This window comes from Amycolatopsis sp. NPDC051373 (assembly GCF_040689465.1).
In the GTDB taxonomy this organism is placed as follows: domain Bacteria; phylum Actinomycetota; class Actinomycetes; order Mycobacteriales; family Pseudonocardiaceae; genus Amycolatopsis.
Genome location: NZ_JBFBAE010000004.1, coordinates 269350 through 295068 on the forward strand (window position 1 = coordinate 269350; position 25719 = coordinate 295068).

23 protein-coding genes and 3 pseudogenes are annotated in these 25719 nt (G+C 71.3%); 15 read left to right on the plus strand and 11 right to left on the minus strand.

What is annotated here, in order from left to right; genetic code table 11:
- Window positions 1–10 precede the first annotated feature (10 nt).
- The 13 genes and pseudogenes from AB0383_RS09700 to AB0383_RS09760 form a co-directional block, all read left to right on the plus strand.
- Complete coding sequence (locus tag AB0383_RS09700) at window positions 11–571, plus strand: HD domain-containing protein (RefSeq protein WP_364178120.1); 561 nt, start codon at window positions 11–13, stop codon at window positions 569–571.
- A gap of 62 nt (window positions 572–633) precedes the next feature.
- Window positions 634–1068, plus strand: a complete 435-nt coding sequence (locus AB0383_RS09705) for a L,D-transpeptidase (protein ID WP_366186347.1) — start codon at window positions 634–636, stop codon at window positions 1066–1068.
- Between the two features lie 92 nt (window positions 1069–1160).
- On the plus strand, window positions 1161–2369 hold the full coding sequence (locus AB0383_RS09710) for an MFS transporter (RefSeq protein WP_366186349.1): 1209 nt from the start codon (window positions 1161–1163) through the stop codon (window positions 2367–2369).
- Window positions 2370–2379: 10 nt separating this feature from the next.
- A complete protein-coding gene (locus AB0383_RS09715; protein ID WP_366186351.1) occupies window positions 2380–3108 on the plus strand; it encodes an alpha/beta hydrolase in 729 nt (242 codons plus the stop codon).
- A gap of 5 nt (window positions 3109–3113) precedes the next feature.
- Window positions 3114–3623, plus strand: a complete 510-nt coding sequence (gene tsaA / locus AB0383_RS09720) for a tRNA (N6-threonylcarbamoyladenosine(37)-N6)-methyltransferase TrmO (protein ID WP_366186353.1) — start codon at window positions 3114–3116, stop codon at window positions 3621–3623.
- 419 nt (window positions 3624–4042) lie between these two features.
- Window positions 4043–4648, plus strand: a complete 606-nt coding sequence (locus AB0383_RS09725; protein ID WP_366186534.1) for a hypothetical protein — start codon at window positions 4043–4045, stop codon at window positions 4646–4648.
- A gap of 11 nt (window positions 4649–4659) precedes the next feature.
- On the plus strand, window positions 4660–5250 hold the full coding sequence (locus tag AB0383_RS09730; protein WP_366186355.1) for an NADPH-dependent FMN reductase: 591 nt from the start codon (window positions 4660–4662) through the stop codon (window positions 5248–5250).
- A gap of 20 nt (window positions 5251–5270) precedes the next feature.
- Window positions 5271–5885, plus strand: a pseudogene (locus tag AB0383_RS09735) (3,4-dihydroxy-2-butanone-4-phosphate synthase); the annotation flags it as partial.
- A gap of 35 nt (window positions 5886–5920) precedes the next feature.
- Window positions 5921–6142 carry a hypothetical protein gene (locus tag AB0383_RS09740; RefSeq protein WP_366186536.1) on the plus strand — a complete coding sequence of 74 codons (222 nt, stop codon included), beginning with the start codon at window positions 5921–5923 and terminating at the stop codon, window positions 6140–6142.
- Window positions 6143–6435: 293 nt separating this feature from the next.
- Window positions 6436–7413, plus strand: a complete 978-nt coding sequence (locus AB0383_RS09745) for a polyphosphate kinase 2 family protein (protein WP_364178097.1) — start codon at window positions 6436–6438, stop codon at window positions 7411–7413.
- 76 nt (window positions 7414–7489) lie between these two features.
- Window positions 7490–8779, plus strand: a pseudogene (locus AB0383_RS09750) (HAD-IC family P-type ATPase); the annotation flags it as partial.
- Entirely contained in the window at window positions 8686–10179 is a 1494-nt protein-coding gene (locus tag AB0383_RS09755) for an HAD-IC family P-type ATPase (RefSeq protein WP_366186357.1), read from the plus strand. The pseudogene AB0383_RS09750 and the gene AB0383_RS09755, both read left to right, overlap by 94 nt.
- A gap of 45 nt (window positions 10180–10224) precedes the next feature.
- Window positions 10225–10647, plus strand: a pseudogene (locus AB0383_RS09760) (AAA family ATPase); the annotation flags it as partial.
- A gap of 103 nt (window positions 10648–10750) precedes the next feature.
- Here the strand turns inward: AB0383_RS09760 and AB0383_RS09765 are convergent.
- The 10 genes from AB0383_RS09765 to AB0383_RS09810 all read right to left on the minus strand — a co-directional run bounded on the left by AB0383_RS09765 (window position 10751) and on the right by AB0383_RS09810 (window position 22858).
- A complete protein-coding gene (locus AB0383_RS09765; RefSeq protein WP_366186359.1) occupies window positions 10751–11674 on the minus strand; it encodes a hypothetical protein in 924 nt (307 codons plus the stop codon).
- On the minus strand, window positions 11671–12537 hold the full coding sequence (locus AB0383_RS09770; protein ID WP_364178088.1) for an ABC transporter ATP-binding protein: 867 nt from the start codon (window positions 12535–12537) through the stop codon (window positions 11671–11673). The genes AB0383_RS09765 and AB0383_RS09770 overlap by 4 nt, the downstream gene beginning before the upstream one ends.
- Window positions 12534–12938: a GntR family transcriptional regulator gene (locus AB0383_RS09775; RefSeq protein WP_366186361.1), complete on the minus strand. Its 405-nt coding sequence runs from the start codon at window positions 12936–12938 to the stop codon at window positions 12534–12536. The genes AB0383_RS09770 and AB0383_RS09775 overlap by 4 nt, the downstream gene beginning before the upstream one ends.
- An 85-nt stretch (window positions 12939–13023) precedes the next feature.
- On the minus strand, window positions 13024–15381 hold the full coding sequence (locus AB0383_RS09780; RefSeq protein ID WP_366186363.1) for an arylsulfatase: 2358 nt from the start codon (window positions 15379–15381) through the stop codon (window positions 13024–13026).
- Window positions 15382–15495: 114 nt separating this feature from the next.
- Window positions 15496–16362: a LysR family transcriptional regulator gene (locus tag AB0383_RS09785; protein ID WP_364178080.1), complete on the minus strand. Its 867-nt coding sequence runs from the start codon at window positions 16360–16362 to the stop codon at window positions 15496–15498.
- Between the two features lie 9 nt (window positions 16363–16371).
- Complete coding sequence (locus AB0383_RS09790) at window positions 16372–17544, minus strand: FAD-dependent oxidoreductase (protein ID WP_366186365.1); 1173 nt, start codon at window positions 17542–17544, stop codon at window positions 16372–16374.
- Window positions 17541–17858 carry a bifunctional 3-phenylpropionate/cinnamic acid dioxygenase ferredoxin subunit gene (locus AB0383_RS09795; protein ID WP_364178331.1) on the minus strand — a complete coding sequence of 106 codons (318 nt, stop codon included), beginning with the start codon at window positions 17856–17858 and terminating at the stop codon, window positions 17541–17543. The genes AB0383_RS09790 and AB0383_RS09795 overlap by 4 nt, the downstream gene beginning before the upstream one ends.
- 229 nt (window positions 17859–18087) lie before the next feature.
- Window positions 18088–19746, minus strand: coding sequence for a choline dehydrogenase (gene betA, locus AB0383_RS09800; RefSeq protein ID WP_364178074.1), 1659 nt, complete (start codon window positions 19744–19746; stop codon window positions 18088–18090).
- A gap of 14 nt (window positions 19747–19760) precedes the next feature.
- A complete protein-coding gene (locus AB0383_RS09805; RefSeq protein ID WP_366186367.1) occupies window positions 19761–21338 on the minus strand; it encodes an amino acid permease in 1578 nt (525 codons plus the stop codon).
- 53 nt (window positions 21339–21391) lie between these two features.
- Window positions 21392–22858 (minus strand): aldehyde dehydrogenase family protein, encoded by a 1467-nt coding sequence (locus AB0383_RS09810; RefSeq protein WP_366186369.1) that lies wholly within the window; start codon window positions 22856–22858, stop codon window positions 21392–21394.
- Between the two features lie 197 nt (window positions 22859–23055).
- Between AB0383_RS09810 and AB0383_RS09815 the strand changes: the two genes are divergently transcribed.
- Window positions 23056–23637: a TetR family transcriptional regulator gene (locus tag AB0383_RS09815; RefSeq protein ID WP_364178064.1), complete on the plus strand. Its 582-nt coding sequence runs from the start codon at window positions 23056–23058 to the stop codon at window positions 23635–23637.
- A gap of 263 nt (window positions 23638–23900) precedes the next feature.
- Complete coding sequence (locus AB0383_RS09820; RefSeq protein ID WP_366186371.1) at window positions 23901–25022, plus strand: aromatic ring-hydroxylating dioxygenase subunit alpha; 1122 nt, start codon at window positions 23901–23903, stop codon at window positions 25020–25022.
- Here the strand turns inward: AB0383_RS09820 and AB0383_RS09825 are convergent.
- A complete protein-coding gene (locus tag AB0383_RS09825) occupies window positions 25019–25681 on the minus strand; it encodes a GntR family transcriptional regulator (RefSeq protein ID WP_360599030.1) in 663 nt (220 codons plus the stop codon). The two genes, AB0383_RS09820 and AB0383_RS09825, sit on opposite strands and share 4 nt — an antisense overlap.
- Window positions 25682–25719 lie beyond the last annotated feature (38 nt).

Genomic DNA, 25719 nt, shown 5'->3' on the forward strand with positions numbered 1-25719 from the left:
GAGTACAGACATGGCTGACGAGCCGACCGCGCTGGCCGCCTTCGGTTACGAACTCGGGGTGCTCAAGCGCGTCCGCCGGACGGGCTGGTGGCAGGCCGGTGTGCGTGATCCCGAGTCCGTGGCCGAGCACAGCTTGCGGGCGGCTCAGCTCGCGGCGTTGCTGGCCGCCGAGGAAGGCGCGTCACCGGAGCGCGCGGCGTTTCTGGCGCTGTGGCACGACACGCAGGAGACCCGTACGGGTGATCTGCCGCATTCGGCCGGACCCTACCTGGTGAAGCCGGACCCGCGGGCGATCACGGCGGACCAGACAGCGGCGTTGCCGTCGCGTGCGCGTGCGGTGGTACGCGAGGCCGTCGACGAGTACGAGACGCGGGAGTCCGCTGAGGCGCGTTGCGCCAAGGACGCCGACAAGCTGGAAATGCTCCTGCAGGCGCTGGAGTACCGGTCATCGGGTGTGTCCACAGTGGATGAGTGGGTCGACTCCGCGTGTGCCGGGTTGTTCACCTCGACCGCCCGCCGTCTCGCCACGGCCGCGTTGACGTTGCCGCCGTTGTCGTGGCGCACGCTGTGATCCTTCTGGTTGGAAACTCGCCGGCCGGGGAATTCTTCCAGAGACCGACGGGAGGCAGAACGATGAAGTGGAGGATCACGGCAGCCTTGGCGGGCGCGGCGGCGGTCGCGGCCACGATCGGCTTCGCCGACAGCGCGAACGCGGCCACCGCGCCGTGCAGCACCCAGGCGAAAGCCTGCGTGCAGCTGCACACCGGCACGGCCTGGCTGACGGACAACGGAAACGTCGTCCGCGGCGGCGTGCCCATCACGGTGGGCAAACCCGCGTACCCGACACCGGCCGGCACGTTCCACGTGCAGTACAAGGACATCGACCACTACAGCAAGCAGTTCAACGGGCCCATGCCGTACTCGGTCTTCTTCACGACCACCGGCGTGGCGTTCCACCAGGGCAGCCTGAAGGTGCAGTCGCACGGCTGCGTCCACCTCTCCCACGCCGACGCGGTGGCGTTCTACAACGCACTCCACCCGGGTGACGTGGTCCAGGTTGTGAAGTAGGACAGTGGTGAAGTAGGACAGCCGCGGGGTGGGGAGGTTTCCACTCCGCGCGGTCGTGGTGGTCTGGACCCCCGTGCTGGCAGGATGGCCGAGTGACGGTGGGGCAGGGGGAACGGCTGGGCCCGGACTTCGCACGCGTCTGGGCGGCCGCGTCGGTGTCCGTGGTGGGCGACGGCGTGCGGATGGCGGTGCTGCCGCTGCTCGCGGTGGCGGTGTCGCCGACGGCGGGCGCCGTGAGCGCGGTCGCGGCGGCTGGGGCGCTGCCGTGGCTGGTGTTCTCGTTGTTCGGCGGCGCGCTGGCCGATCGCCACGACCGCCGGACGCTGATGTGGCGCACGGACGCGGTCCGGGCCGTCGTCGTGGTGGCGGCCGCGGTGTGGGTTTTCCTCGCGACGCCACCGGTCGGGGTGCTGGTGGCGCTGGCGTTCGTGCTGGGGTGTGCCGAGACGGTTTTCGACAACGCGTCCACGGCGATGCTGCCCGACATCGTGGCGCCGGCGCGGCTGGATGCGGCGAACGGCCGTCTGCAGGGCAGTCAGGCGGTCGGGTTGCAGTTCGTCGGGCCGCCGCTGGGGGCGGCGTTGTTCGCGGCTTCGGCCGGGGCGCCGCTGATGGTGGACGCGGCGTCGTTCGCGCTGGCGGCTCTGCTGATGTGGTTCGTCCGGGCGCGGCCCGCTGTGCCGGCCAAATCCGGCCGTTCGATGCGCGCGGACATCGCCGAAGGCGTGCGCTGGCTCTGGGGTCACCACGGGCTGCGGCTGCTCGCGATCGAGCTCGGGCTGGCCGCATTGGCGGTACAGCTGGCGACGTCGGTGCTGGTGCTGCTCGTCGTGCAGACGTTGCACGCGCCGGAGTTCGCCTACGGCCTGGTTCTCGCGTCGGGCGCCGCCGGTGGCGTATTGGGGTCGTTCGTCGCGGGGCCCCTGAAGCGCCGGTTGCCGCTCGGTGCGCGCATCGGTCTCGCCATCACGGCCATCGGCGCCGCGCTCCTGGCGGCATCGTTCGCGACGTCCGTGGTGCTTGTGGCCGGAATGTACGCGCTGGGCAGTTTCGGCATGATCCTCTGGAACGTGCAGGCCGTGTCGGTGCGCCAGCGCCTGGTCCCGCGCGAGCTGCGCGGCCGAGTGAGCAGCGCCTACCGCCTGATCGGCTGGGGTGGCATCCCGCTCGGTGCGGCCCTGGGCGGCGTCCTCGGCACCGCGGCGGGGGTCCGCACGCCGATCCTGGTGGGTGGCTGCCTGGTGCTCGCTTCGCTCGTGCTGGTTCCGAAACTGGCGAAGCTGGAGCCGGAATCTCGCTAGGCTGGCCGGTATGGATCTTTCCGTGCGGTACGGGCCCGAGCCCGACCAGCTCGCCGACGTGTTTCTCCCCGCCACCACCGCCCCCGCTCCTCTCGTTCTCGTGCTGCACGGCGGTTCCTGGCGCCTCGACGTCGACCGCGGATACGTCGAACCGCTGGCCCGGGCGTTGCCGCACTACGGGTTCGCGGTGGCCAACGTGGAGTACCGGCGCCCCGGTGGCGGTGGCGGTTGGCCCGAGACCTTCACCGGCACGGGCCTCGCCGTGGACACGCTCCCGGGCCTGATCGAGGCCGCGGTGCCGGGCCGCGTCGACCCGGCGCGGGTGGTGGTGCTGGGCCACTCGGCCGGCGGCACGCTAGCGCTGTGGGCCGCGCACCGGCCCGGCGCGCCCGCGGTCGTCGCGCTCGCTCCGGTGGCCGCGCTCGCCGACGCCCACCGCCGCGACCCCGAAGGTCCGGTCGGCACCCTGCTGGGCGGTGGCCCGGACGACGTGCCGGAGCGCTACGCCGAGGTCGATCCCGCCGCGCTGGGCGCGCCGCCCGGGCCCGTCGTCCTCTTCCATGGCGAGCTCGACTCCGCCTTGCCCACGAAGCTTTCGAGCGACTACGCCGCCGCGATCGGCGCGGAACTGGTGCTGGTGCCCGGCGCCGACCACCTGGATGTGATCGTGGCAGACGGCCCGGCGTGGCCCGCGCTGATCGACACCCTCGCCAAACTGTCCACAGTGGATCGGTCCTGAATGGAGTGTCCGCTGCCCGTCATCGGTACGTCCGCACCGCCCGCACGGAACTCGAACGCACCCCGGTGCAGGTCGGCGCCAACCGCGGTGAGGAAGGCGTGCTCGGGCTCGCCGAGGAGTACGTCGAAGGCCTCGACGGGCTGGCCGGCTTCGATTACGCCTGGCTGCTGAGCTGGCTCGACCGCCCGGACCGGCCCCTGACCAGCCTCACCCAGGTGCCGTACCTGCTGCGTCGCGAGCAACGGCGCATGGGCATCTTCGCGATGCGCGGGCCACGGCGGCCGAACCCGATCGGGCTGAGCCTCGTGCGGCTCGTCGAGGTCTCCGGGCACACGGTGCGTTTCGCGGGCGTCGACCTGCTCGACGGCACGCCGATCCTCGACCTCAAGCCTTACGTCACCGCCTTCGACCGCCCGCCCGGCGAGCCCGGCAGCGGCTGGTTCGGCGACGTCACGGTGGCCGAAGGCACCACCCGGGAGGACCTCGCGCCGCCCGGGGAGACGGGGAGGTGTTAGCCGCGCTAAGGGATCGAGTCACAGAACGCCGCTGGTCGTGGCCGCGGCGCGAACCTAGCGTCGATCGTGGCCCTGATCCCCGACGACGCCAAGGAGACCCCCCAGTGCACCCCCTCCATGATCCTGACGGCCGCGCTGATGCACGGCCTCGGCATGCACACCGGCGCGTGGGTGGCGCGCGAAGGCGACGCCGGTGACCACCTGACCCCCGCGCTGTACAAGGACATCGCCCGCACCGCCGAGGCCGGCAAGCTGCACGCGATCTTCCTCGCCGCGCAGATGACCAACCAGGAGGTCGGCACCGAGCGCCCGTGCGGTGCGCTCGATACCGTCACCGTGCTTTCGCTGATGGCCGGGACCACCGACAAGATCGCGACCAAGCCGCCAAGTACGCCGACGTGGTGTTCACCGCCCAGCACGTGCTCGAAGACGCCGTCGCCTTCCGCGACGACATGCGCCGCCGCGCCGCCGGGTACGGCCGTCACTCCGACAGCATCAAGATCCTGCCCGGCATGTCCGTGGTCCTCGGCGCAACGGAGCAGGACGCGCAGGAGCGCAAGCAGCTGATGGACGCGGTCTTCGGCGTCACCGCGAACATCAAGAAGCTCTCCAAGCGCGTCGGCCTGCCGGTCGAGGTGCTCAAGCTCGACGAGAAGTTCCCGGCCCACCTGCTCGGCCCCGACGAGGAGTTCACCGGCTCGATCGGGTTCCGCCGCAGCATCGTGAGCCTCGCGGTGAAGGAGGACCTGACCGTCCGCGAGCTCATCGGCAGCTACGGCGGCGGCCACCACCAGGTCGTCGGCACCGCGGAGCAGGTCGCCGACCGGATGCAGGAACGCCTGCTCGCCGGCGCGGCCGACGGCTTCACGCTCATGGTCGACATGCTGCCCTCGGGTGTGCACGACGCCGTCGAGATGCTGGTGCCGCAGCTGCAGCGGCGCGGCCTGTTCCACACCGACTACGAGCACGACACCCTGCGCGAGAGCCTGGGCCTGCCCGCCCCGTCGCTCGTCCCGGCCGGCTGAAGGAGCCGATCATGACCGCATTGCCGAGTATCGGGGGAGACCCTGTGCGCGTGCTGGGGATCGGCGGCACGCTGCGGCCGGGTTCGACGTCGGAGCGTGCGCTGCGGCACGCGCTCGCGGCGGCCGCGGCCGAGGGAGCCGAGACCGAGCTGATCACGGCCACGGAGCTGACCCTGCCGATGTACGACCCGGGCGTGGCGCCGCTGACCGACGAGGCCGTGCGGCTGCTCGAAGCCGTCCGGCGGGCCGACGCCCTTGTGCTGTCCGTGCCCGGCTACCACGGCGGGATCTCCGGGCTGCTGAAGAACGCGCTCGACCACCTGCAGGAACTCGCCGACGACCCGGTGCCCTACCTCGACGGCAAAGCCGTGGGCTGCGTCGTCGCGACGGGCGGCTGGCAGGCCGGGGTCACCACGCTGACGTCGCTGCGCTCGACGGTCCACGCCCTGCGCGGCTGGCCGACACCGCTGGGGGTTGTGGTGAACTCGGCGACCAGGCCGTTCGACACGGCGGGCGGGATCGCCGACGCGAAGGTCGGCGACCAGCTGGCCACGGTGGGCCGGCAGGTGTGCGGGTTCGCGCGGTTGTGGAGTGCCGCGTGACGCTGTCACCGGCCCGGGAGGTGGTCGCGGCCGGCGGTGTCACGAACGCCGCCACGGCGCTGGCCCGGGGTGAGGTCGTGCTGGTCGCGGGCGAGGCGGGGGCGGCGCTGGTCGCCGCCGCCGAGCTCGTGACCGGCGAGACGGCGCGGTTCCTGGCCGCCCACGGCGGGCCGGTCGGCTGCGCGCTGCCCGGCGCGCGGCTCGACCGGTTGCGGATCCCGGCGATGGTGCCGGGCTCCGACGTCCACGTCGGGGTGGGGCACGGGTCACCGGCGCGCACTCTGCGCGCGCTGGCCGATCCCGCGACGCGGCGAGAGGACTTCCGCGTGCCCGGACCCGTGTTCCCCACCCGCACGCGTGAGCTCGGCGTGCTCGAACGCCCCGGCTTGGCCGAGGCAGCCGTGGACCTGGCCCGGATCGCGGGCTGCGAACCCGCCGCGGCGTTCGTGGAGCTCGACGCCGCGGCCGACGGGCTGCCGTGGGTGACGGTCACCGAGGTGGCGGCGTACCGGCAGGCGCGCGAACGCCTCGTCGAACGTGCCGCGGACGCCCGGCTTCCCTTGGCGCACGGCGGTTTCCGGGCGCTCGGGTACCGCGACCTGATCGACGGTGGCGAGCACGTCGCCCTCGTGCACGGCGAACCGGAGCGCGGCTCGGTGTGCGCGTCCACGTGGAGTGCCCGGCCGGCGACGCCTTCGGCGCCCGGCACTGCGGGTGCGCGCAGGCCGTGCGCGATTCGCTCGCGGAGATCACCCGCGCCGGGTCGGGTGTGCTGGTCTACGTCCGCGGCCGCCGCTCGCTGTGGGCCACGCTCGCGGAGTACCCGGTGCCGGGCGCCCGCACGGACCACGTGGCCGGCCAGATCCTGCGCGACCTCGGCGTGGGGGACTGACCGCATCCGGCGTTCCACTGTGGACTTCCGGACGGGAACCGTGCCGTGAAACCGGGTTCACGCCACGCGCCTCACCCGAAACGGGTGAGGCCGCGCGCGTCGAAGGGCTCCACCGCGGGACCGCCGACCGCACGGATCCGCCGGCGCCCGCGCCCGCACGGCTGCTGAGGTGGGCGGTGTGCGGGCCGGCGGGATATCTCGCCCTCAGCAGGTGATGGGGAAACCCGCGGTCGTTGAAAGGTTCAGGCGTCGCCGGGGGAAGGGACCCTGGTCGGTGCGAAGAGGACTGAACCATGGCGGGCGATAAGCGGGCCGAGCGGATCGCGGAGTTCATCAGGCCTCTGCGCGTCGAGCCGGGGTCGAAGGTCCGCCTCTCCCGGGACTTCGACCCGGCCTACCGAGGCGACGTGCTGCGCAAGAAGGACGGCCGCGAGCTGCTCGCGGCGGGAGTCGCCCTGCTGGCGGACTACCAGCGGCGCCTGGCCGCCCAGAACACCTACGGCGTGCTGGTGTGCCTGCAGGCACTGGACGCCGGGGGCAAGGACGGCACGATCCGGCACGTGATGAGCGGCGTGAATCCGCAGGGCGTGCGGGTGAGCGGGTTCAAGGTGCCCTCGTCCGAAGAGCTGGACCACGACTACCTGTGGCGCTACGCGCGCCGGCTTCCCGCGCGCGGGGACATCGGGATCTTCAACCGGTCGCACTACGAGGAGGTGCTCGTGGTGCGGGTGCACCCGGAGCACCTGGACCACCAGCAGCTGCCCGCGTCGGCGCGACGCGGGCACGTGTGGGCGCGCCGGTTCCGGGAGATCAACGACTGGGAACGCTACCTGACCGACAACGGGTTCAAAATCGTGAAGATGTTCCTCAACCTGTCGAAGGAAGAGCAGCGCGCGCGGTTCCTCAGGCGGATCGACCGGCCCGACCGCAACTGGAAGTTCTCCGCGGCCGACGCTCGCGAACGCCGGTTCTGGGACGACTACCAGCGCGCGTTCTCCAAGGTGCTCTCGGCGACCAGCACGGCATGGGCCCCGTGGTACGTGATCCCGGCCGACCGCAAGTGGTTCGCCCGCACGTGCGCGGCCGCCGTGCTGGCGCACACCCTGATCGACATCGATCCCCAATACCCCACGGTGAGCGACGAGCGGCGCGACGATCTCCTCGTCGCGCGGGCGGAGCTGGAAAGCGAAGCACCCGCCGGCGCGCCGGCCGACCCGTACGCGGCGGCCGCCGAGAAGAAACGGGACAAGAAGAAGAAAAAGAAGCACTGACGGCCGCGGTTTCGGCTCACGGCGATCGGAGGGCGGAGATGGTCGCACAGGAGCACGCGCCGGCGAAAGAGCACAACTGGTACTCACGCACCCCCGGCGACGTGGCCTCGGCGTTCGGCGTCGACCTGGAGTTCGGGCTCTCCTCGGCGACGGCGGCGGAGCGGCTCAGCGTGAACGGTCCGAACGCGCTGCCCGAGGAGAAGCCGAAAGCGTCCTGGCTGCGGTTCCTCGACCAGTACCGCAGCTACATGCAGCTCATCCTGGTCGCGGCCGCCGTGGTGTCGCTGGTGATCAAGCAGTGGGGCACGGCCACGCTGCTGCTGGTGCTCACGGTGGGCAATGCGGTCGCGGGCCTGCGCCAGGAGGGCAAGGCCGAGAGCGCGATGAACGCGCTGAAGTCGATGATGAAGGCGACCGCGCGGGTGCGTCGCGACGGGGTCGAAGAAGCGGTGCCGGCCGAAGAGATCGTGGTCGGCGACGTCGTGCTGATCACGGCGGGTGACCAGGTCCCCGCCGACTGCCGCATCGTCGTGGCCAACGCGTTGCAGATCGATGAGTCGTCGCTGACGGGGGAAAGCACACCGGCGGTGAAGGACGCGGCCGCGTTGCCCGCCGGCAAGCTCGGCCCCGGCGACCAGTCGAACATGGCGTTCATGAACTGCCCGGTCACGCACGGCAGCGCGACCGTCATCGTGACCGGCACCGGCCAGGACACGGAGCTGGGCAAGATCTCCGGGATGCTGTCGGCCACGACGCGCGAGAGTCACCGCTGACGAAGCAGCTCAACACGCTCACGCTGTGGATCGCCGCGGCGGCCGGGATCACCATGGTCGTGATGTTCGTGCTGGGCCGCGCCCGTGATCTGTCGTGGGACGTCCTGTTCGTGAGCGCGATCTCGCTGGCGATCGCGGCCATCCCCGAGGCGCTGCCCACGGTGAGCCAGGTGATCCTCTCGCTCGGCAGCGTGGACCTGGCCAAGCGCAACGCGATCGTCAAGGACCTCCCTTCGGTCGAGACCCTCGGGTTCACCTCCGCGATCAACTCGGACAAGACCGGCACGCTGACGATGAACCAGATGACCGCCGTCGAGGTGGTGAACCACACCGACCGCTACACCGTGAGCGGCATCGGGTACAGCCTCGAGGGCAAGGTGCACCACGCCGCCGGTTCGGCGGCGGTATCGAGAGCGCGATCCTGCCCTACCTGGTCGCCAGCGACGCGAAGATCGTCGACGGCAAGGTCGTCGGCGATCCCACGGAGGGTGCCCTGCTCGTGCTCGGCGCCAAGGCCGGCCTTGACGTCGACGCGACGCGGGAGAAGCTGCCGCGCACGGCGACCTTGCCCTTCGACCCGTCGTACACGCTGATGGCCACCTTCCACCCGACGACCGACGAATCGGGCCGGGAGGTGGTGCGCTGCTTCGTGAAAGGCGCCGCGCCCGCGGTGCTGGACCGCGCCGCGACCGCCTTGTCGGGCGGCGAGTCCGTGCCCTGGGACGACGGAGTGAACCGGCGGGCTCGCGACCGCATGAAGAGCATGGAAGCGCAGGGCCGACGCGTGATGGCCGCCGCCCAGTGCGACCTCGACCCGGCGGCGTTCGACGCCGAAGGCGACTTGCTGTCCTACGTGACCCGCCTGCAGGTGATGAGCCTGGTCGCGATGGTCGACCCGCCGCGTGAGCAGTCCAAAGCCGCGGTGGCCAGTGCACAGGCGGCCCACATCCGGGTGCGCATGGTGACCGGCGACGACGTCACCACGGGCGCGGCGATCGCGAAGCAGCTCGGCATCCCGGGTGACGCCGTGCTGGGCTCGGAGTTCGCGGACCTGACCGAGGCCGAACGGCTTTCCCGCATCGACGACATCGGCATCGTGGGGCGCGTTTCCCCGGAACACAAGGTGATCCTGGCCGACACGCTCAAGAAGAAGGGCGACGTCGTCGCCATGACCGGCGACGGTGTGAACGACGCGCCGGCCATCAAGGCGGCGGACCTCGGGATCGCGATGGGCAGCGGCACCGACGTCGCGAAGAACGCCAGCCGGATGATCCTGTCGGACGACAACTTCGCGACGATCGTGTTCGCCGTCGAGCAGGGCCGCAAGATCTACGACAACCTCACGAAGTACATCCGCTTCGTCCTGGTGCTGCTGGTCGTGTTCGTGCTGACGTTCCTGGGCGCCAGTCTGTTCAACATCGCCGCCGGGGAGCCGTTCACGCCAGCGCAGGTCCTGTGGATCCACTTCGTGGTTAACGCGCCCTTCGGGTTCGCCCTCGGCTTCGACCGCGAAACACCGGGGCTCATGGGGCTGAAGCCGCGGCCGCGCGGCGAGTCCGTGCTCACCCGCCCGGTGTTCATCACCGTCGGGCTCTCCGGGCTGGCCGTGACCGTCGGACTGCTCCTGCTGCTTTCGCTGGGCCAGGCGTACTACGGCAGCGCCGAGGTCGCCACCACGATTGCGTTCACGGCCTTCGCCCTCTGCCTGATCGTGGCGGCGGTCGAATGCCGCAGCGAGACGGGGACCGCACTCACGATCGCCACGTTCGACAGCAAGCAGATGAACTGGGCGATGCTGGGCGAGTTCGTGCTCGCGGTGCTGGTCATCAAGATGGACGCCTTCCACAAGCTGCTGGGCACCACGGACCTCACGCTGACGCAGTTCTTCTGGGCGCTGGTGCCGGCGGTTGCGCTGTTGATCCTCTGGGAAGCCGGCAAGGCCGTGGCGCGGTGGCTGAAGGGGAGCGGCGCGCACCGGGTCACTCGCACCTGAGGAAAGGTAAAGGAACCATTACCTTTTGTCGCCCGTTGTCAGGGCATGGAGCGCACGGTGATCGAGCTCGGGAGCAGCGACCTGCTCGTGGTGGCGGGACTGCCCGGAGCGGGAAAGACGACCCTGCTGCGCCAAGCCGCCGGCTCCTTGCGCGTGCTCGATTCGGACCAGGTCCGCGGCCGCCTCGGAGCCGTGTTGCCCACCGCTGTGCCGTACCGGCTCTACCGGCCGGTGGTGCACGTGTGCCACCGCGCGCGGATCGTGCTGTTCGCGGCGCTGCGTCGCGGGCCGCTGGTCGTGCACGAGCCCGCGACCCGCGCCTCGACCCGGCGGTGGCTCGGCCTGGTGGCCCGGAGCACCAGGCGTCCGGCGCGGTTGCTGTGGCTGGACGCGACTGCCGAGGAGGCACTGGCCGGCCAGCGGCGCCGGGCCCGGATCGTGCGGAGCCGCTCGTTCGCGCGCCACGTCGCCAGGGCCCGCGTCGTGCGGGAGGAACTGCGCGCGGGGCGGGTGCCCCCGGGCTTCGCCGACGCCCAGGTGCTGACCCGCTCCGCCGCGCCGCACGTGGTGCTCAGGCCAAGCGCCGGCGGACCCACCAGAACGCCCCTGCCACGCACAGCGCGGCCAGCAGCACGAACAGACCCGCCTCGCACAACTGCAACGTCCAGAACCGCCCGGCCGGCTGCACGGGGTACAGCCGGGTGAACCCGGCCGAGGCCAGCCGGTCGACCGGCTCCATCCCCGGGATCGGGGGCCGCGGGATCCCGGCCAGGGCCAGGGTTTCGTCGTAGCCGTGGATCACGCCGGCGCCGTCGCGGAACACCTGCGTGCCGACCGTGAGGTCACCGACGTGGGTCTGTTCTGTGAGCACGGGGGAGAACAACCGCGGGCGCACGAGGTTCTTCACGACCACGATCACCGGCAGGAAGCCCACGAGCGCCACAGCCGCGCCGGCGAGCGTCTGCCGGAGTACCGCGCCGCCAGCGAGTCCGAGCGCGAACCCGAACAGGCAGGTCGCGGGGAACGAGACGAGCCCGAAGTCGAAGGTCGGGAACCGGCCTTCGCGCTGGATGGCGGGGGCGAACCACCACGCGTACGCGGCGGCGAACACCAGCCCGTACGCCACGGAGAACGCGCCGCCGAGCAGCACCTTCGAGCCCAGCCACCGGCCGCGGGTCACCGACTGCGTCCAGGTGAACCGGAACGTGTGGTGTTCCAACTCCGCCGCCACGACGGGCGCGCCGAGGAACATGCCGAGCGCGGCGGGCAGGAGCGTCAGCAGCAGCTGCGCGTAGTTGTGCACGAAGGCGATCAGCGCCGGCCAGTCACCGCACCGCGGGTCCGGTGCGCCGGCGAAGCAGTCGGGCAGGTCCACTGTGGACAGCGAGCCTCGCATGTCGGCACCCATGGCCACGTAGCCCGCGGCCAGTACGACGAACAGGGCGGCGAGGCCCAGCAGCCGCGCCCGGTCCTGCCGCCAGGAAACCCAGATCACGCTGCGACCTCCTTCGGCCGCCCGGCTGCGAGGTGGTGCAGCACGAGATCTTCCAGTGAAACCGGCTCGGCGTGCCAGCCCGGCGGAAGCTCCGGCCGTGGACCGCGCAGGAGCATCGTGGCCGCGTCGCCCCGGCGTTCGCACGACAGCGGGAGGCTTCGGACCTCGTCCACAGTGGACGCCGGCCCGGTGAGCCGCACGTGCTCCGCCATGAGGTCGTCGACGTCGCCGGACAGCACCACCCGGCCGTGGTCGAGCACCACGAGGTGGTCGCACAGCCGCTCCAGCTCGGACACGACGTGCGAGGACAGCACCACCGTGCAGTCGTGGTCGGCCTTCGCCGCCATCAGGCTGCCCATGAGGTCGCGGCGGGCGAGCGGGTCGAGACTCGCGACGGGCTCGTCGAGCACCAACAGCTCCGGTCGCCGCGCGAGGGCGACGCTCAGCGCCACCTGTGCCCGCTGGCCCCCGGAGAGCTCGCCGACGCGGCGTTGCAGCGGAATGCCCAGCTCACGCACGCGGTCGAGCGCCACGCGGTGGTCCCAGCGCCGGTTGAGCCGGCGCGCGGCTTCGAGCATCTCGCGCACTCGGAACGACTCATAGAGCGAATGCCGCTGGTCGAGGTACGCGACGCCGTCGGTCGGCTGTCCCGGCTTCACCAGGCGGCCGAACAGCTCCAGATCCCCGGCCGAGGGCCGCAGGAGCCCGGCCAGGAGGTTCAGCAGGGTCGACTTCCCCGCACCATTGGGTCCGACGAGGCCGACCACGCGACCCTCGCCGATTTCGAGTGTGCAATCCCGAAGCCCCCAGGCACGACCGTAGCGCCGGCCCAGGGCATGGGTCGCGATCGCCGCTGTGCTCACTCGTTCTCCTTCCCGGAATGTTTTCCGATGCGCAGGAGCACGGACGAAACGAGGGCCTCGACGTCGGCGACGGTCAGGCCCGACCCGCGGGCCTCGTTGATCCACCGCTCCAACCCGGCGCGCAGCTGTGCCTGCCGTTCGGGCGACACGCCCGCCGGGTCGTCGCGCGCGACGAACGTGCCCATCCCGGGCCGGCCGCGCACGATGTCGCGGTGGTCCAGTTCGCGATACGCCTTCTGCACGGTGTTCGGGTTGATCACGAGCCGGCGCGCGACCTCCTTGACCGTCGGCAGCCGGTCGCCCCGCTTGAGCTCACCGAGCCGCACGGCGTGCTCGACCTGCCGCACCAGCTGCAGGTACGGCGGCACACCCGAACCACTCTCGAACCGGAACTCGAACACCGTGTCCGTTACCCCTGTATCCGTTACCCCAATTGACTAGGCAGCTAGGTTAACGGCTGGTCAGAGTGCTGATCATCCGGGGTGGTCACTGGGCGCCCATGATCCGTCGCTGCAGGCCACCGTCGGATTCCGCCACTTCGGCGGCCGGACCGAGGTCGATCCGGACCGTGTGCACGAGCCCTGTGAACGCATTGGTCCCGGCGGCGTAGGCGTCGGACACCGGCGTGCCGAGGTCGACGCCCACGTCGAGCGTCTCGTCGAACGAGAAGTAGTACGCGATCGTCCGCTCGACGCGGGCCGCCGCGAGCTTCTCGCCGTCGGAGGTGAGCACGGCTTCGCCGCCGAGGCCGGGCCCGCCGCCGTCGTAGGTGAATTCGAGGCGCAGCTCGTGCCGGCCCGGGGCGAGCGGGTCGGTCGCCGCCGCGGTGAAGTGCTCGAGGCCGAAGTAGTTGTAGACGTAGACCGGGCGGCCGTCGGCGAAGTACAGCGTCCAGCCACCGAAACGGCCGCCCTGCGCGATGACGACGCCGGACGCGGGCGTGGCGGGCAGGTCGAGGTCCGCCGTGACAACGTGGGAGCGGTTCTTGACGTTCGGCGTGGTCTCCTCGGTGAAGCGCCGCATCCCGCCGCGGTAGGTCACCGACGTCCGCGCGCCCAGCAGGTCGAGCCGCCCCGCCAGCACCGGGTTCTCGCGTTCGGTGACGCGGTCGTCGAGCGGGAAGACCTGGTGTTTCGCCGCCTCCACGAGGAAAAGGTCCTGCAGCTCCCGCAGTTTCGCGGGGTGGTCGGCGGCGAGGTCGCGGGCCTGGCTCGGATCGCGGGTGAGGTCGTAGAGCTCCCAGACGTCGTCGGAGAACGGCCGCCGCTTCGTCGCCACCATCTCCCACGGCACACCGTGGCGCGTCACCGCGGTCCAGCCCTCGTGGTAGATCCCGCGGTTGCCGCACATCTCGTAGTACTGCGTGTGGTGGCGCTCGGGCGCGGCCGCGTCGGTGATCGTCTCGCGCAGGCTCACGCCTTCGATCGGCTGCTGCTGCACGCCGTCCACGCTGTGGGGCGCGGGAATGCCCGCGCAGTCGAGGATCGTGGGCAGCACGTCGATCACGTGGCCGTACTGGTGGCGCAGCCCGCCGGCTTCGGCGCCGCCCGCGGGCCAGTGCAGGATCAGCCCGTCGCGGGTGCCACCGAGGTGCGAGGCGACCTGTTTCGTCCACTGGTACGGCGTGTTCAGCGCGAGCGCCCAGCCGGCCGGCGCGATCGGGTAGGTGCTGGGGTCCCCGATCTCGTCGAGGTGGCGGATCATCTCCTCCGGGTCGTCGACGAGTCCGTGGCCCAGCCGGTGTTCCACGAGGGTGCCCTCGACGCCGCCTTCGCCCGACGCGCCGTTGTCGCCGAGCAGGTAGAGGAACAGTGTGTTGTCGAGTTCGCCCAGCTCGTCGAGTGCGGAGACGAACCGGCCCACCTGCGTGTCGGCGTGTTCGACAAACCCCGCGAACGTCTCCATGAACCGCGCGGCCAGCCGTCGGCGGGTGTCGTCGAGCTCGTCCCAGCGCGGCACGCCTTCGGCCCACGGCGCGAGTTCGGTGTCCCCGGGCACCACGCCGAGCTCCTTCTGCCGCGCCAGCGTCAGCTCCCGCTGCCGGTCCCAGCCGTGGTCGAACCGGCCGCGGTTCCGCTCGCGCCATTCGCGGCCGACGTGCAGCGGCGCGTGGGCGGCGCCGAGGGCGAGGTAGGTGAAGAACGGGCGGTCCGGCGTGAGCGTGTGCTGCGTGCGCACCCAGTCGACGGCGTGGTCGACGAGGTCCTCGGTCAGGTGGTAGCCCTCCTCCGGCCGCCGGTCGGGTTCGACCGGCGTGGTTCCCTGGTACAGCAACGGGTACCAGTGGTTCATCTCCGCGCCCAGGAAGCCGTAGAAGGTGTCGAACCCCTCGCCGGTCGGCCACCGGTCGAAGGGGCCGACCGCGCTGATCTCGCGCGGCGGCGTCTGGTGCCACTTGCCGAACGCGGCGGTGCTGTACCCGTTGCCGTGCAGGATCTGCGCGAGCGTGGCGGCACTGCGCGGGCGAAAGCCGTGATAACCCGGCGCGGAGGTCGCCATTTCCGTGGTGCCGCCCATGCCTACGGAGTGGTGGTTGCGCCCGGTCAGCAGCGCCTGGCGGGTCGGTGAGCACAGCGCGGTGACGTGGAAGCGCGTGTAGCGCAGCCCGCCGGCCGCGAGCCGGTCGGCTGTCGGCATGGCGCACGGGCCGCCGAACGCGCTCGACGTGCCGAAGCCCAGATCATCGGCCAGCACCACCACGACGTTCGGTGCGCCCTCCGGCGGGGGCACGGGCCCGATCGGCGTTCCCTGGCCGCGCTGCTCGCGCACGTCGAGTGCCGCCGGCGCGGGCACAGGGACGTCCGGGCGCGGCAGGACGTGACGCCCGGCGGGGAACGCGGACATGAAGGGCTCCTTCCGAAGTGGACGCCAACGAGCTTCACAGCGCCACGCCCTCGGCGGCCAGGCTCCGGCCGGGGATGGCCCAGACCAGAATCCGATCGGGCCCAGAGGTGATCTTTATGGCGTCCCGCCGGCCAGGACCAGGAACCGTTCGGCCGCGGGGGACAGCGGCCCGGCGCGCCAGACCATCCGGCCACGTCGCAGCAACGGCGGGTCCAGTGGCACGGTGATCGCGCCCTGGCGGCGGGCGTCCTCGGCCATCGCGCGGGGCAGCAGCGCCGCACCGGCCCCGGCCAGCACGAGGGGCACGATCATCGCGCGGTGCTCGGTCTCCACGACGACGCGGGGCTCGGCCGTGCCGCGCAGGGCTTCCTCGACGATCCACCGCGTCGCCGTGCCCGGCGGGGTGGTGACCAGGTCCAGCGCGGCGAGCTCGGTCACCGGCAGCACGTCGCGCACCGGCGAGTCCGCGGGCAGCACGGCGAACACCTCCTGCTCGGCGAGGTCGAGCCCGGCGAGCCCCGGCGTTTCGGCACCGGACTCGACGAGCCCGACCTCGCTCTGTCCATTTCGGACGCGGTTCACGACGTCCGAGCCCGTCTCCGGCGCCCGCACGCGCACGAGGACCCGGGGGTGCGCCGCGCGGAACCGGCCGAGCAGCTTCGCGAGCGGGTCGACGGCGAGCGTGGTCTGCGACGCGAGGTCCAGCGTCCCGCCGCCGAGACCGAGGACCTCGCGCACGGACGCGTCGGCCGTGCGCAGGTCGCGCAGGATCTGCCGGGCCGGGGCGACGAGCGCCGTGCCGGCCGGCGTCAGCGTGGCGCCGTGGGGCAGACGGTGGAACAGCAGCCCGCCGAGCTCCTTTTCCAGCGTGCGCACGGCGTGGGAGAGCGACGGCTGCGCGACGTGCAGCCGCCGGGCCGCGTTGGTGAAGCCGCCGTGGTCGACGATGGCGAGGAAGTACTGAAGCTGGCGGCGTTCCATCCCCGCAGTTCAGGCCACGGGGGCGGGCCGCCGCAAGGCCTGGCGCCGCAACCGGGTGAACTGCTTGGCACTGTTGAGTGCGAAGACCCCGACCGTCACTCCGTTGCGCTGGTAGGTCGCCACGAACGCGGGGTCGTCGGGGCCGCCGTCGGTGAACACGACCTCGTCGCCGGGCTCGGGGTGCCCGGCCAGCTGCAGAGTGCCTTCGTACTGGTCCGACCAGACGTAGCCGCTCGGCGCGTAGTGCCGGGTGGTGGTGCCGGCGAGCAGGTTCGCGACGGCGACACCGGCTTGCTCGCTCGCGTTGGTCCAGTGCTCGTGGCGGTGTCGCCGTCCGCTTTTCTCCGACGGGTAGGCCGCGACGTCGCCGGCCGCGACCACGTTGGGCAGCGCGGTGACGAGCCCGCTCGAGACGTGCACGCCGTTGCCCACCTCGAGGCCCGAACCGGCCAGCCACTCGGTCGCGGGCACCATGCCGATCCCGACGACGACCACGTCGGCCGGCAGTTCCTCACCGCCCACGAGCCGGACGCCGGTCACCCGCCCGCCTGCGGTCACGAGCTCGTCGACGGCGGCGCCGCAGCGCAGGATCGTGCCGTGGCGATCATGCAGCCGCGAGCACACCTCGGCCAGCTGTGGCCCCAGCACGCGTTCGAGCGGCGTGGCCAGCGCCTCGAGCACGGTGACGTCGAGGCCGAGCGAGCGGCAGGTCGACGCGACCTCTGCCCCGATGAACCCGGCGCCCACGATCACCACCCGCGCGCCCGGCACCAGCTCCGCGCGCAGGGCCAGCGCGTCGTCCAGCGTCCGCAGCACGTGGAGCCCGGCAACGCCCTCCGTGCCGGGCAGTGTCCGCGCGCGCCCGCCTGTGGCGAGGACGACGCCGTCCACCGCCAGGTCACCGCCGTCGGAGAGCACGAGCCGCCCGACGGAGGCGTCGAGCCGTTCCGCCCGGGTGCCCAGCCGCAGCTCCAGCGATGCCGTGTCGTCGGCGTCGAGCAGGTCCAGCGACTCGCGCTCCGCGGTGCCGGCGAGGAAGGCCTTCGACAGCGGCGGCCGGTCGTAAGGCAGGTGCGGTTCGGCCCCGACGAGCACCACTCGGCCGTCGAACCCCTGCGCGCGCAGCTCCTGCGCGGCTCGCGCCCCGGCGAGCGAAGCGCCGACGATCGCGATGCTTTTCACGCGGCATCCTCGGCGCGCTCCGCTTGCACGTAGATCACGCCACCTTCGACGAGCACCTCGTACGTGCGCACCGGCTCCTTCGCGGGCAGGCACGACGGCATCCCCGTCCGCAGGTCGAACAGCGCCGCGTGCAGCGGGCATTCGACGAAGCAGTCTTCGAGCCAGCCGTCGGCCAGGGACGCGTCCTGGTGGCTGCACGTGTCGCCGATCGCGTAGAGCTCGCCGTCGGCGTTGAACACCGCGATCGGCTCGGGCCCCGCGATCCGGACGGATTCGCCGGGGGGCAGTTCGTCCACTGTGCACGCGCGCAGCATCTGGGCCTCCGGGAGGAGCTGGGGTGTGTGCTTGTGAGGGGCCGTGCTAGTCATGGCACCGTGTTGCGTATGGGGGAACGCAGAACGCGATACGCAACAAGTCTGAGTGCGCGGGCGGGGCGCCGTCAAGGGGTGTCCGGGGTCCGATCGGGGCGGATTTTGTGGCCCGTTCCCGGGCACGCCGCGGACCCGTGCGCCGCGTGGGCGCACGGGTCCGGCAGGCCGACGGTCAGGCGGGACTGTGACGGTAGAAGGGCTGCTTGATCGGCGCGAGCGGAGTGTTGCCGAGGATCAGGTCCGCGGATTTCTCGGCGGTCATCATCACCGGCGCGTAGATGTTGCCGTTGGGGATGTAGGGCAGCACCGACGCGTCGACCACCCGCAGGCCCTCGGTGCCGTGCACGCGCATGCTGCCCGGGTCCACCACTGACAGCTCGTCCACGCCCATCTTCGCGGTGCACGAAGGATGCAGCGCGGTCTCGGCGTCCTTGGCGACCCAGTCGAGGATCTCCTCGTCGGTCTCCACGGCCGGCCCGGGCGAGATCTCGCCGCCGTTGAACGGGGCGAGCGCGCTTTGGTTGAGGATCTTGCGCGCCACCCGCACGGCCTCCACCCACTCGCGGCGGTCGTTCTCCGTGGACAGGTAGTTGAACCGCAGCGCCGGGTGCTCGCGCGGATCGGTGGAGGTGATCTTCACCGTTCCGCGGGTGTCGGCGTACATCGGCCCGACGTGCACCTGGTAGCCGTGCCCGCCCGCCGGCACCGATCCGTCGTAGCGGATGGCGATGGGCAGGAAGTGGAACATCAGGTTCGGGTAGGCCACCTCGTCGTTGCCGCGGACGAAGCCGCCGCCCTCGAAGTGGTTGGTGGCCGCGGGTCCCGAGCGCAGGAACAGCCACTGCGCGCCGATCCACGGCCGCTTCCACTTCGCGAGCGAAGGCTGCATCGACACCGGCTGCTTGCAGGCGTACTGGATGTAGACCTCGAGGTGGTCCTGCAGGTTCTCGCCGACGCCCGGCAGGTCGCGGACCACGTCGATGCCCAGCTTCTCCAGCTCAGCCGCGTTGCCGACGCCGGAGAGCTGCAGCAATTGCGGTGTGTTGATCGCGCCGCCGCACAGGATGATCTCCTTGCCGTACACCTCCCCGGGCGCGCCGCGGCCCTGCGCGTACTCGACGCCGATCGCGCGGGTGCCGTCGAAGAGGATCTGCGACACGAACGCGTGGGTCTTCACGGTGAGGTTCTTCCGGTGCAGCACCGGGTGCAGGTACGCGCGGGCGGCCGAGAGCCGCCGTCCCTTGCGGACGTTGCGGTCGAAGGCGGCGAAACCCTCCTGCCGGTAGCCGTTCACGTCGTCGGTGCGCGGGTAGCCCGCTTGCACCGCGGCGTCGAAGAAGGCCTCGAACAACGGGTTGGTCGCCGGGCCGCGTTCCAGCTCGAGCGGGCCGTCGTGGCCGCGCCACGGCCCGTCGGGCGCGTCGGCGAGGCAGTTCTCCATGCGGCGGAAGTACGGCAGGCAGTGGGCGTAGTCCCACTCGGACATGCCGGGGTCGCCCGCCCAGCGCTCGTAGTCGAGCGGGTTGCCGCGCTGGAAGATCATCCCGTTGATGCTGCTGGAACCGCCGAGCACCTTGCCGCGCGCGTGGTAGATCCGCCGCCGGTTCATGTGCGGCTCGGGTTCGCTGCGGTAGCCCCAGTCGTAGTACTTGCTGCCGATGGGGAACGTCAGCGCGGCGGGCATGTGGATGAACACGTCCCACTTCGCGTCTTCACGGCCGGCTTCGAGGACCAGCACCTTCGTCGCGGGGTCGGCGGAGAGGCGGTTGGCGAGCGCGCAGCCCGCGGACCCGCCGCCGACGATGACGAAGTCGTAGGTCTCGGTACTCATGTCTCCTCCTTCTCTCAGCCGGTCACGGAACCGGGCGCCGGGGTGTCCGGCTGGTGCTCGGGGCTCGTGTGCGCGGCGGCCCAGTGCCGACGGCGGACCCACAGCAGAACCCCGCCGACGAGCACGATCAACGCGGTGATGAGCACGGCACCCCACTGGAAGTACCAGTGGTCGTCGCCGTAGACCTCGGCCCGCGGCCAGATCAGGTTGATCGTCATGCCCCCGCCGTAGAGCACCGCGACGAAGTTCACGAGCGTGCCCCAGCGGCCGAGCTTGAAGTACGGGCCGTGCTCGGGGCGCGGCCACTGCCCGCGCAGGCGGCGCACCAGCATCGGGCCAGTGACCATCAGGTAGGGGATGTAGAACAGGATGATCGCCGTAGAGGTGAGCACGAAGAACGCGCGCTGGTTGCCGAGGTTGATCAGCAGCACCACCACGGTGAGCCCGCCGGTGATCAGCGCCGGCAGCACCGGCGTCTTCGAGCGCGGCGACACCTTCGCCAGCGCCTTGCTGAACGGCAGCCGCCCGTCGCGGGCCATCGCGAAGGTCATGCGGATCGCGGCGGTCTGCACGGCCAGGCAGCACACCGTGATCGCGATGGCCGAGCAGATCAGGAACGCGTCGCCGAGGCCGGTGCCGAGCGTGCTCTTGAGCAGGTACGGCATCCCGGACGTGGAGAGCTCCTCGGCGTTCAGGTCGCCGACGGCCATCATGCCGACCAGCATCATCAGCCCGCCCACGATGAACGCGGCCGTGATCGCGCGGATGATCGCTCGTGGCGCGTGCTTGCGCGGCAGCGTGGTCTCCTCCGCGAGCGAGCCCGCGGTGTCGAAGCCGTAGAACACATACGCGCTCATCAGCGACGCGACCAGGAACGCGCCGAGGTACCCGAGCGACTGGCCGTCGCCGGTGCCGTGGGTGTCGAACACCAGCCCCGGGCCGCGCTTGATGTGCACGGCCAGGGCGATGATCAGCAGGACGCTCGCGCCGAGCTCCACGGCCACGCCGAAGTTGTTGATCTTCGCCATCAGCTTCACGCCGATGATGTTCACGATCGTCGCGAACACCACGAGCACGAGCGCGAGGATGATCGCGTTCTGCGCGCCGCCGGGCGTGGAGGTGAGGCCGGCGTCGGAATCGCTGCCGACGATCTGGAACGCGGTGGAGACCTGCGGCAGGATGATCTGGTAGGCCACGGCGACGGCCGCGGCCGTCACGATCGCACCGATGATCATGATCCAGCCCGCGAGCCACGACGTCGCGGGTTTCGCGATCTGCTTGGCCCACTGATACACCGAACCGGCGAGCGGGAACTGCCCGGCCAACTCGGCGAAGCACAGCGCCACGGCCAGCTGGCCGATGAACACGAGCGGCCAGGTCCAGATGAAGGCTGGGCCGCCCGAGCCGAAGCCGAAGAAGAACAGCTGGAACACGCCGGTCATGATCGAGATGTAGCTGAAGCCGGCGGCGAAGCTGGAGAAGGAGCCGAGCGAGCGCTCGAGTTCCTGCCGGTACCCGAACTTGGCGAGCTCGGAGCTGTCGGAGTGGTCCCCGGCGGACCCCCCGCCCGCCGGCTTGGATCGTGTGGTCATGGTTCGTCGTCCTCAGAGGTGGTGGGGAGGGGGTCAAGGGGGTGGCGAGCGGATCAGCCTTTGAACCAGCGCTGCGGTACGGGGTCGATGTTGTGGTAGACGTGCTTGGCTTCGCGGTACTCCGCCAGCCCCGAAGGGCCGAGCTCACGGCCGATGCCCGACCGGCCGAACCCGCCCCACTCCGCCTGCGGGAGGTAGGGGTGGTAGTCGTTGATCCACACGGTGCCGTGGCGCAGAGCCCCGGCCACGCGTTGCGCCCGCCCGGCGTCCGAAGTCCACACGGCACCAGCGAGCCCGTAGTCGGTGTCGTTCGCGAGCGTGATCGCCTCGGCCTCGTCGGTGAACCGCTCCACGGTGACCACCGGACCGAAGACCTCCTCCCGCACCACGGCCATGTCGCGAGTGCAGTCCGAAAACACGGTGGGGCGCAAGAAGAATCCCCGCTGCAACGCGGGATCGTCGGGCCGGCCGCCGCCCGCGCGCAGCTTCGCACCCGCCTTGATCGCCCCGGCGATGTAGCCCTCGACCTTCGCGCGGTGCGGTTCGGACACGAGCGGGCCCGCCTCACTGGCGGGGTCGAGCCCGTCGCCGACGCGGATCCGGTCGGCCCGTGCGGCGAGCTCGGCGACGAAGCGGTCGTGCACGCCGTCCTGCACGATCAGCCGCGCGCCGGCCGAGCAGACCTGTCCGGAGTGGACGAACGCGGCGGCCAGTGCGTAGTCGAGCGCGGTCTCGAAATCGGCGTCGTCGAACACCACGTTGGGGTTCTTGCCGCCCAGTTCGAGGGCCACGCGCCGGACGCCGCGCGCGGCCGCGGCCATGATCTTCTCGCCTGTGGCGAGCCCGCCGGTGAAGGACACGAGGTCGACGCCGGCGTGCTCCGCCAGGGCCGCGCCGACCGCACCCGGGCCGAGCAGCAGGTTCACCACCCCGGGCGGCACGCCCGCTTCTTCGGCGAGCGCGACGAGCCGGATCGTGGACAGCGGCGTGACCTCACTCGGCTTGAGCACGGTGGTGTTGCCCGCGGCCAGCGCCGGGGCGAGTTTCCACGACATCTGCAGCAGCGGGTAGTTCCACGGTGCGATGAGCGCGCAGGCACCCACCGGTTCGTGCGTGATCCGGCTGATCGCGCGCGGGTCGCCGGTGTCCACCACGCGCCCGGCGTCGTGCGCGGCCAGGGCGGCGTAGTAGCGGAACACCGCGGTGACGTCGTCGATGTCGATGCGGCCCTCGGCCAGTGTCTTGCCGGTGTCGAGCGTTTCGGTTCGGGCCAGGTCCTCGCGGTCGCGCTGCAGCAGCGCGGCGATGCGGGTGAGCAGGTCCGCGCGGTCGGCCGCGGTCGTTCTTCGCCAGGGCCCGGCGTCGAACGCCCGGCGGGCCGCGGTCACGGCGGCGCCGACCTCGGCGGGACCCGCCACGGCCACGGTGGCCAGCACTTCGCCGGTGGCGGGGTTGAGCACTTCCGAGCGCGCCTCGTCCGCGGCTTCGGTCCAGATTCCGTCGATGTGGAGGTCCTTCATCAGGCCTTCCCAAGCAGCTCGCGGAGCTTTTTGCCACGCGGGGTGTGACGCGCGGCACTTCGAGTGCGTACATTTGTACGCTAAGCGTGTACACATGTCCACAACGAGTTCTCAGCGCCGACACCGGACGTTCGCGCGAGGCCGTGCGACGATCAGCGGTGCCCGACGAGACCGGTGAGTGAAGGAGCTTGGCGGCGATGACGACGCGTGACACCGCCGGGCGCAGGAAGCTGCGCGGCCCCAACGACCCCGAGCGGCGGGCCCGGATCGCGAAGGCGGCGATCGAGGTCGTGGCCGAACGCGGCATCGACGGGCTGACCCACCGCGCGGTCGCGGCGGCGGCCGGGGTGCCGCTCGGTTCCACGACCTACCACTTCGCGACGCTCGACGACCTGCTCGAGGTGGCGCTGCACGAGGCCGCCGCGAACAACGTGCGCGAGCTTCAGGAATGGGAGCGCGCGCTCGATCCGGAGGCCGATTTCGCCGCGGCGCTGGCCGATCTGGTGATGGGCTACATCCACGAGCTCTACCCGCACACGGTCGTCGAGTACGACCTCTACGTCGCCGCCCTGCACCGGCCGCGGCTGCGTCCGGCGAGCGCCGCGTGGGACGACGCCCTGATCAAGTTCTTCTCCACCCGCACCGACCCGCTCACCGGCCGGCTGCTCGCCGGGTTGTTCTGCGGCCTGCTCATGCAGGCGGCGCTGGCCGACCCGCCGCCGACCCGGCCGGAGATCGAAGCGCTCTTCCGTCGTGCCATCGAGGGCCCGTCGGCCTGACGGGCTTTCGTTGCGGTGAAGCCGAAACCGCTTCCGCGCACCAGGTTCGCGGCGGCGTCCGGTAATCGGGTGATGCGAAAATCCCGTCCTTGACAGCGCCGGTCGAGCGCCCGCATTGTGTTCCGGAGAGAGCAACCCAGCGCGTCCTGCGCAACATCAACGCCGGCGGTGCCTCTCCCGTGACTTCTGCCGTTTTCGCGCCCGGCACCTCCCGCATCGTTCCGGCCCGCACCGACCGTCCCGCCCCGAGAGGAGCACCGCCGGTGACCACCACCGACCTCCCGCAGAGCCTCCTGCCGACGCTGTCCGGCCGCCACTACACCGACCCGGAGATCTTCGCCCGTGAGCAGGAGCGGATCTTCGAGACGGACTGGTTCTGCGCGGTGCGCACCGCCGACCTGCCGACCGCGGGGGCGTTCGAGACCGTGCAGATCGGCCGCGAGAGCGTGCTCGTCGCCCGCGGCCGCGACGGGAAGGTGAACGCGTTCCTCAACGTGTGCCGCCACCGCGGCGCGCGCCTGTGCACCGACGCGCGAGGGCAGGTGAAGCGGGCGTTCCAGTGCATGTACCACGCGTGGACCTACGGCCTCGACGGCAAGCTCATCGCCGCGCCGAACCTCACCGGCATGCCCGACGTCGACCGCACCGAGTACGGACTCACGAAACTGGCCGTGCGCGAGTGGCTCGGTTACGCGTGGGTGTGCCTGACCGAGGAACCGCCGTCGTTCGAGGCCACGGTGATGGCCGACGTCTCGGACCGGCTCGGCGGGCCGGGGGAGATCGAGGCGTACGGGCTCGACGGGCTTGCGCTCGGCCGGCGCATCGAGTACGACGTGCAGGCCAACTGGAAGCAGATCATCGAGAACTTCATGGAGTGCTACCACTGCGCGACGATCCACCCGGAGCTGACCGAGGTGCTGCCGGAGTTCGCCGGCGGGTACGCCGCGCAGTACTACGTGGGCCACGGCGCGGAGTTCGGCGAACAGATCGCCGGGTTCACCGTCGACGGCAGCGCCGGCGTCACGCGGCTGCCGGGCGTGGGGGAGCACCAGGACCGCCGCTACTACGCGATCACCATCCGGCCGCAGGTGTTCGTGAACCTCGTGCCGGACCACGTGATCCTGCACCGGATGTTCCCGCTCGCCCCCGATCGCACGCTCGTGGTGTGCGACTGGCTCTACCTGCCCGAGGTGGTGGAGTCCGGGGCGGACCTCGACCGCTCGGTGGAGCTGTTCCACCGCGTGAACCTGCAGGACTTCGAGGCGTGCGAACGGTGCCAGCTCGCGATGGACTCGCGCTCGTACGCCCGCGGCGGGGTGCTCGTGCCGAGCGAGCACCACATCGGCGCGTTCCACGACTGGGTCCGCGCGCGGACCGAAGGTTAGATCAGCGCGCGGATCGCCTGCTCGAACCCGGTCACGTGATCGAGCGTGAGGTCGGCGGCCTTCTTCGCGTCGCCCTCGATGATCGCCGTGAGCAGCGGCAGGTGCTCGTTCACGTGTCCGGCCATGCCGCGCAGGCGCGGCAGGAACACACACCAGATGCGGGTGGCGAGGTTGTCGTAGTGGATGAGGGTGTCCTCGAGGAACGGATTGTGCACGCAGCCGTAGATCGCGCGGTGCAGTTCGAGGTCGGTGCGCAGCAGCTCGGTGTTGTCGGCCGGGTTCGCCGCGTCGAGTTGCTCGCGCAGCACCGTGAGACCGGCGCGGTCGGCGTCCGACGCGCGCTCGGCCGCGGCCGCCGTCGCCATCGGCTCCAGGGTGCGGCGCACCTCGGAGATGTGCGCGAGGTCGGAAATGTTGACGTCGGTGGCGAACGTGCCGCGGCGCGGGTAGGCGACCACGAGGTGCTCGGTCTCGAGGCGTTTGAGCGCCTCGCGCACGGGCGTGCGGCCCATGCCGAGCGTGCTGCCGAGCCAGTCTTCGTTGATCGGGTCGCCCGGTTTGATGTCGAGCATGACGAGGCGGTCGCGGATGAACAGGTAGGCCTGTTCCGCGAGTGACGGGCCGCTGACCGGGATCGGGCTGTTGACCTGGGTGCTCACCCCGCCTACCCTACATCGAAGATTGATATATCAGAAGT

Excerpts from the sequence above, each read along its gene's own strand:
- AB0383_RS09785 (WP_364178080.1), bottom strand. The coding sequence starts at position 16,362 with ATGGAACGCCGCCAGCTTCAGTACTTCCTCGCCATCGTCGACCACGGC.
- AB0383_RS09810 (WP_366186369.1), bottom strand. The coding sequence starts at position 22,858 with ATGAAGGACCTCCACATCGACGGAATCTGGACCGAAGCCGCGGACGAG.
- AB0383_RS09815 (WP_364178064.1), top strand. The coding sequence starts at position 23,056 with ATGACGACGCGTGACACCGCCGGGCGCAGGAAGCTGCGCGGCCCCAAC.
- AB0383_RS09730 (WP_366186355.1), top strand. The coding sequence starts at position 4,660 with ATGACCGCATTGCCGAGTATCGGGGGAGACCCTGTGCGCGTGCTGGGG.
- AB0383_RS09745 (WP_364178097.1), top strand. The coding sequence starts at position 6,436 with ATGGCGGGCGATAAGCGGGCCGAGCGGATCGCGGAGTTCATCAGGCCT.
- AB0383_RS09780 (WP_366186363.1), bottom strand. The coding sequence starts at position 15,381 with ATGTCCGCGTTCCCCGCCGGGCGTCACGTCCTGCCGCGCCCGGACGTC.
- AB0383_RS09795 (WP_364178331.1), bottom strand. The coding sequence starts at position 17,858 with ATGCTGCGCGCGTGCACAGTGGACGAACTGCCCCCCGGCGAATCCGTC.
- AB0383_RS09700 (WP_364178120.1), top strand. The coding sequence starts at position 11 with ATGGCTGACGAGCCGACCGCGCTGGCCGCCTTCGGTTACGAACTCGGG.
- AB0383_RS09715 (WP_366186351.1), top strand. The coding sequence starts at position 2,380 with ATGGATCTTTCCGTGCGGTACGGGCCCGAGCCCGACCAGCTCGCCGAC.
- AB0383_RS09805 (WP_366186367.1), bottom strand. The coding sequence starts at position 21,338 with ATGACCACACGATCCAAGCCGGCGGGCGGGGGGTCCGCCGGGGACCAC.
- betA (WP_364178074.1), bottom strand. The coding sequence starts at position 19,746 with ATGAGTACCGAGACCTACGACTTCGTCATCGTCGGCGGCGGGTCCGCG.
- AB0383_RS09705 (WP_366186347.1), top strand. The coding sequence starts at position 634 with ATGAAGTGGAGGATCACGGCAGCCTTGGCGGGCGCGGCGGCGGTCGCG.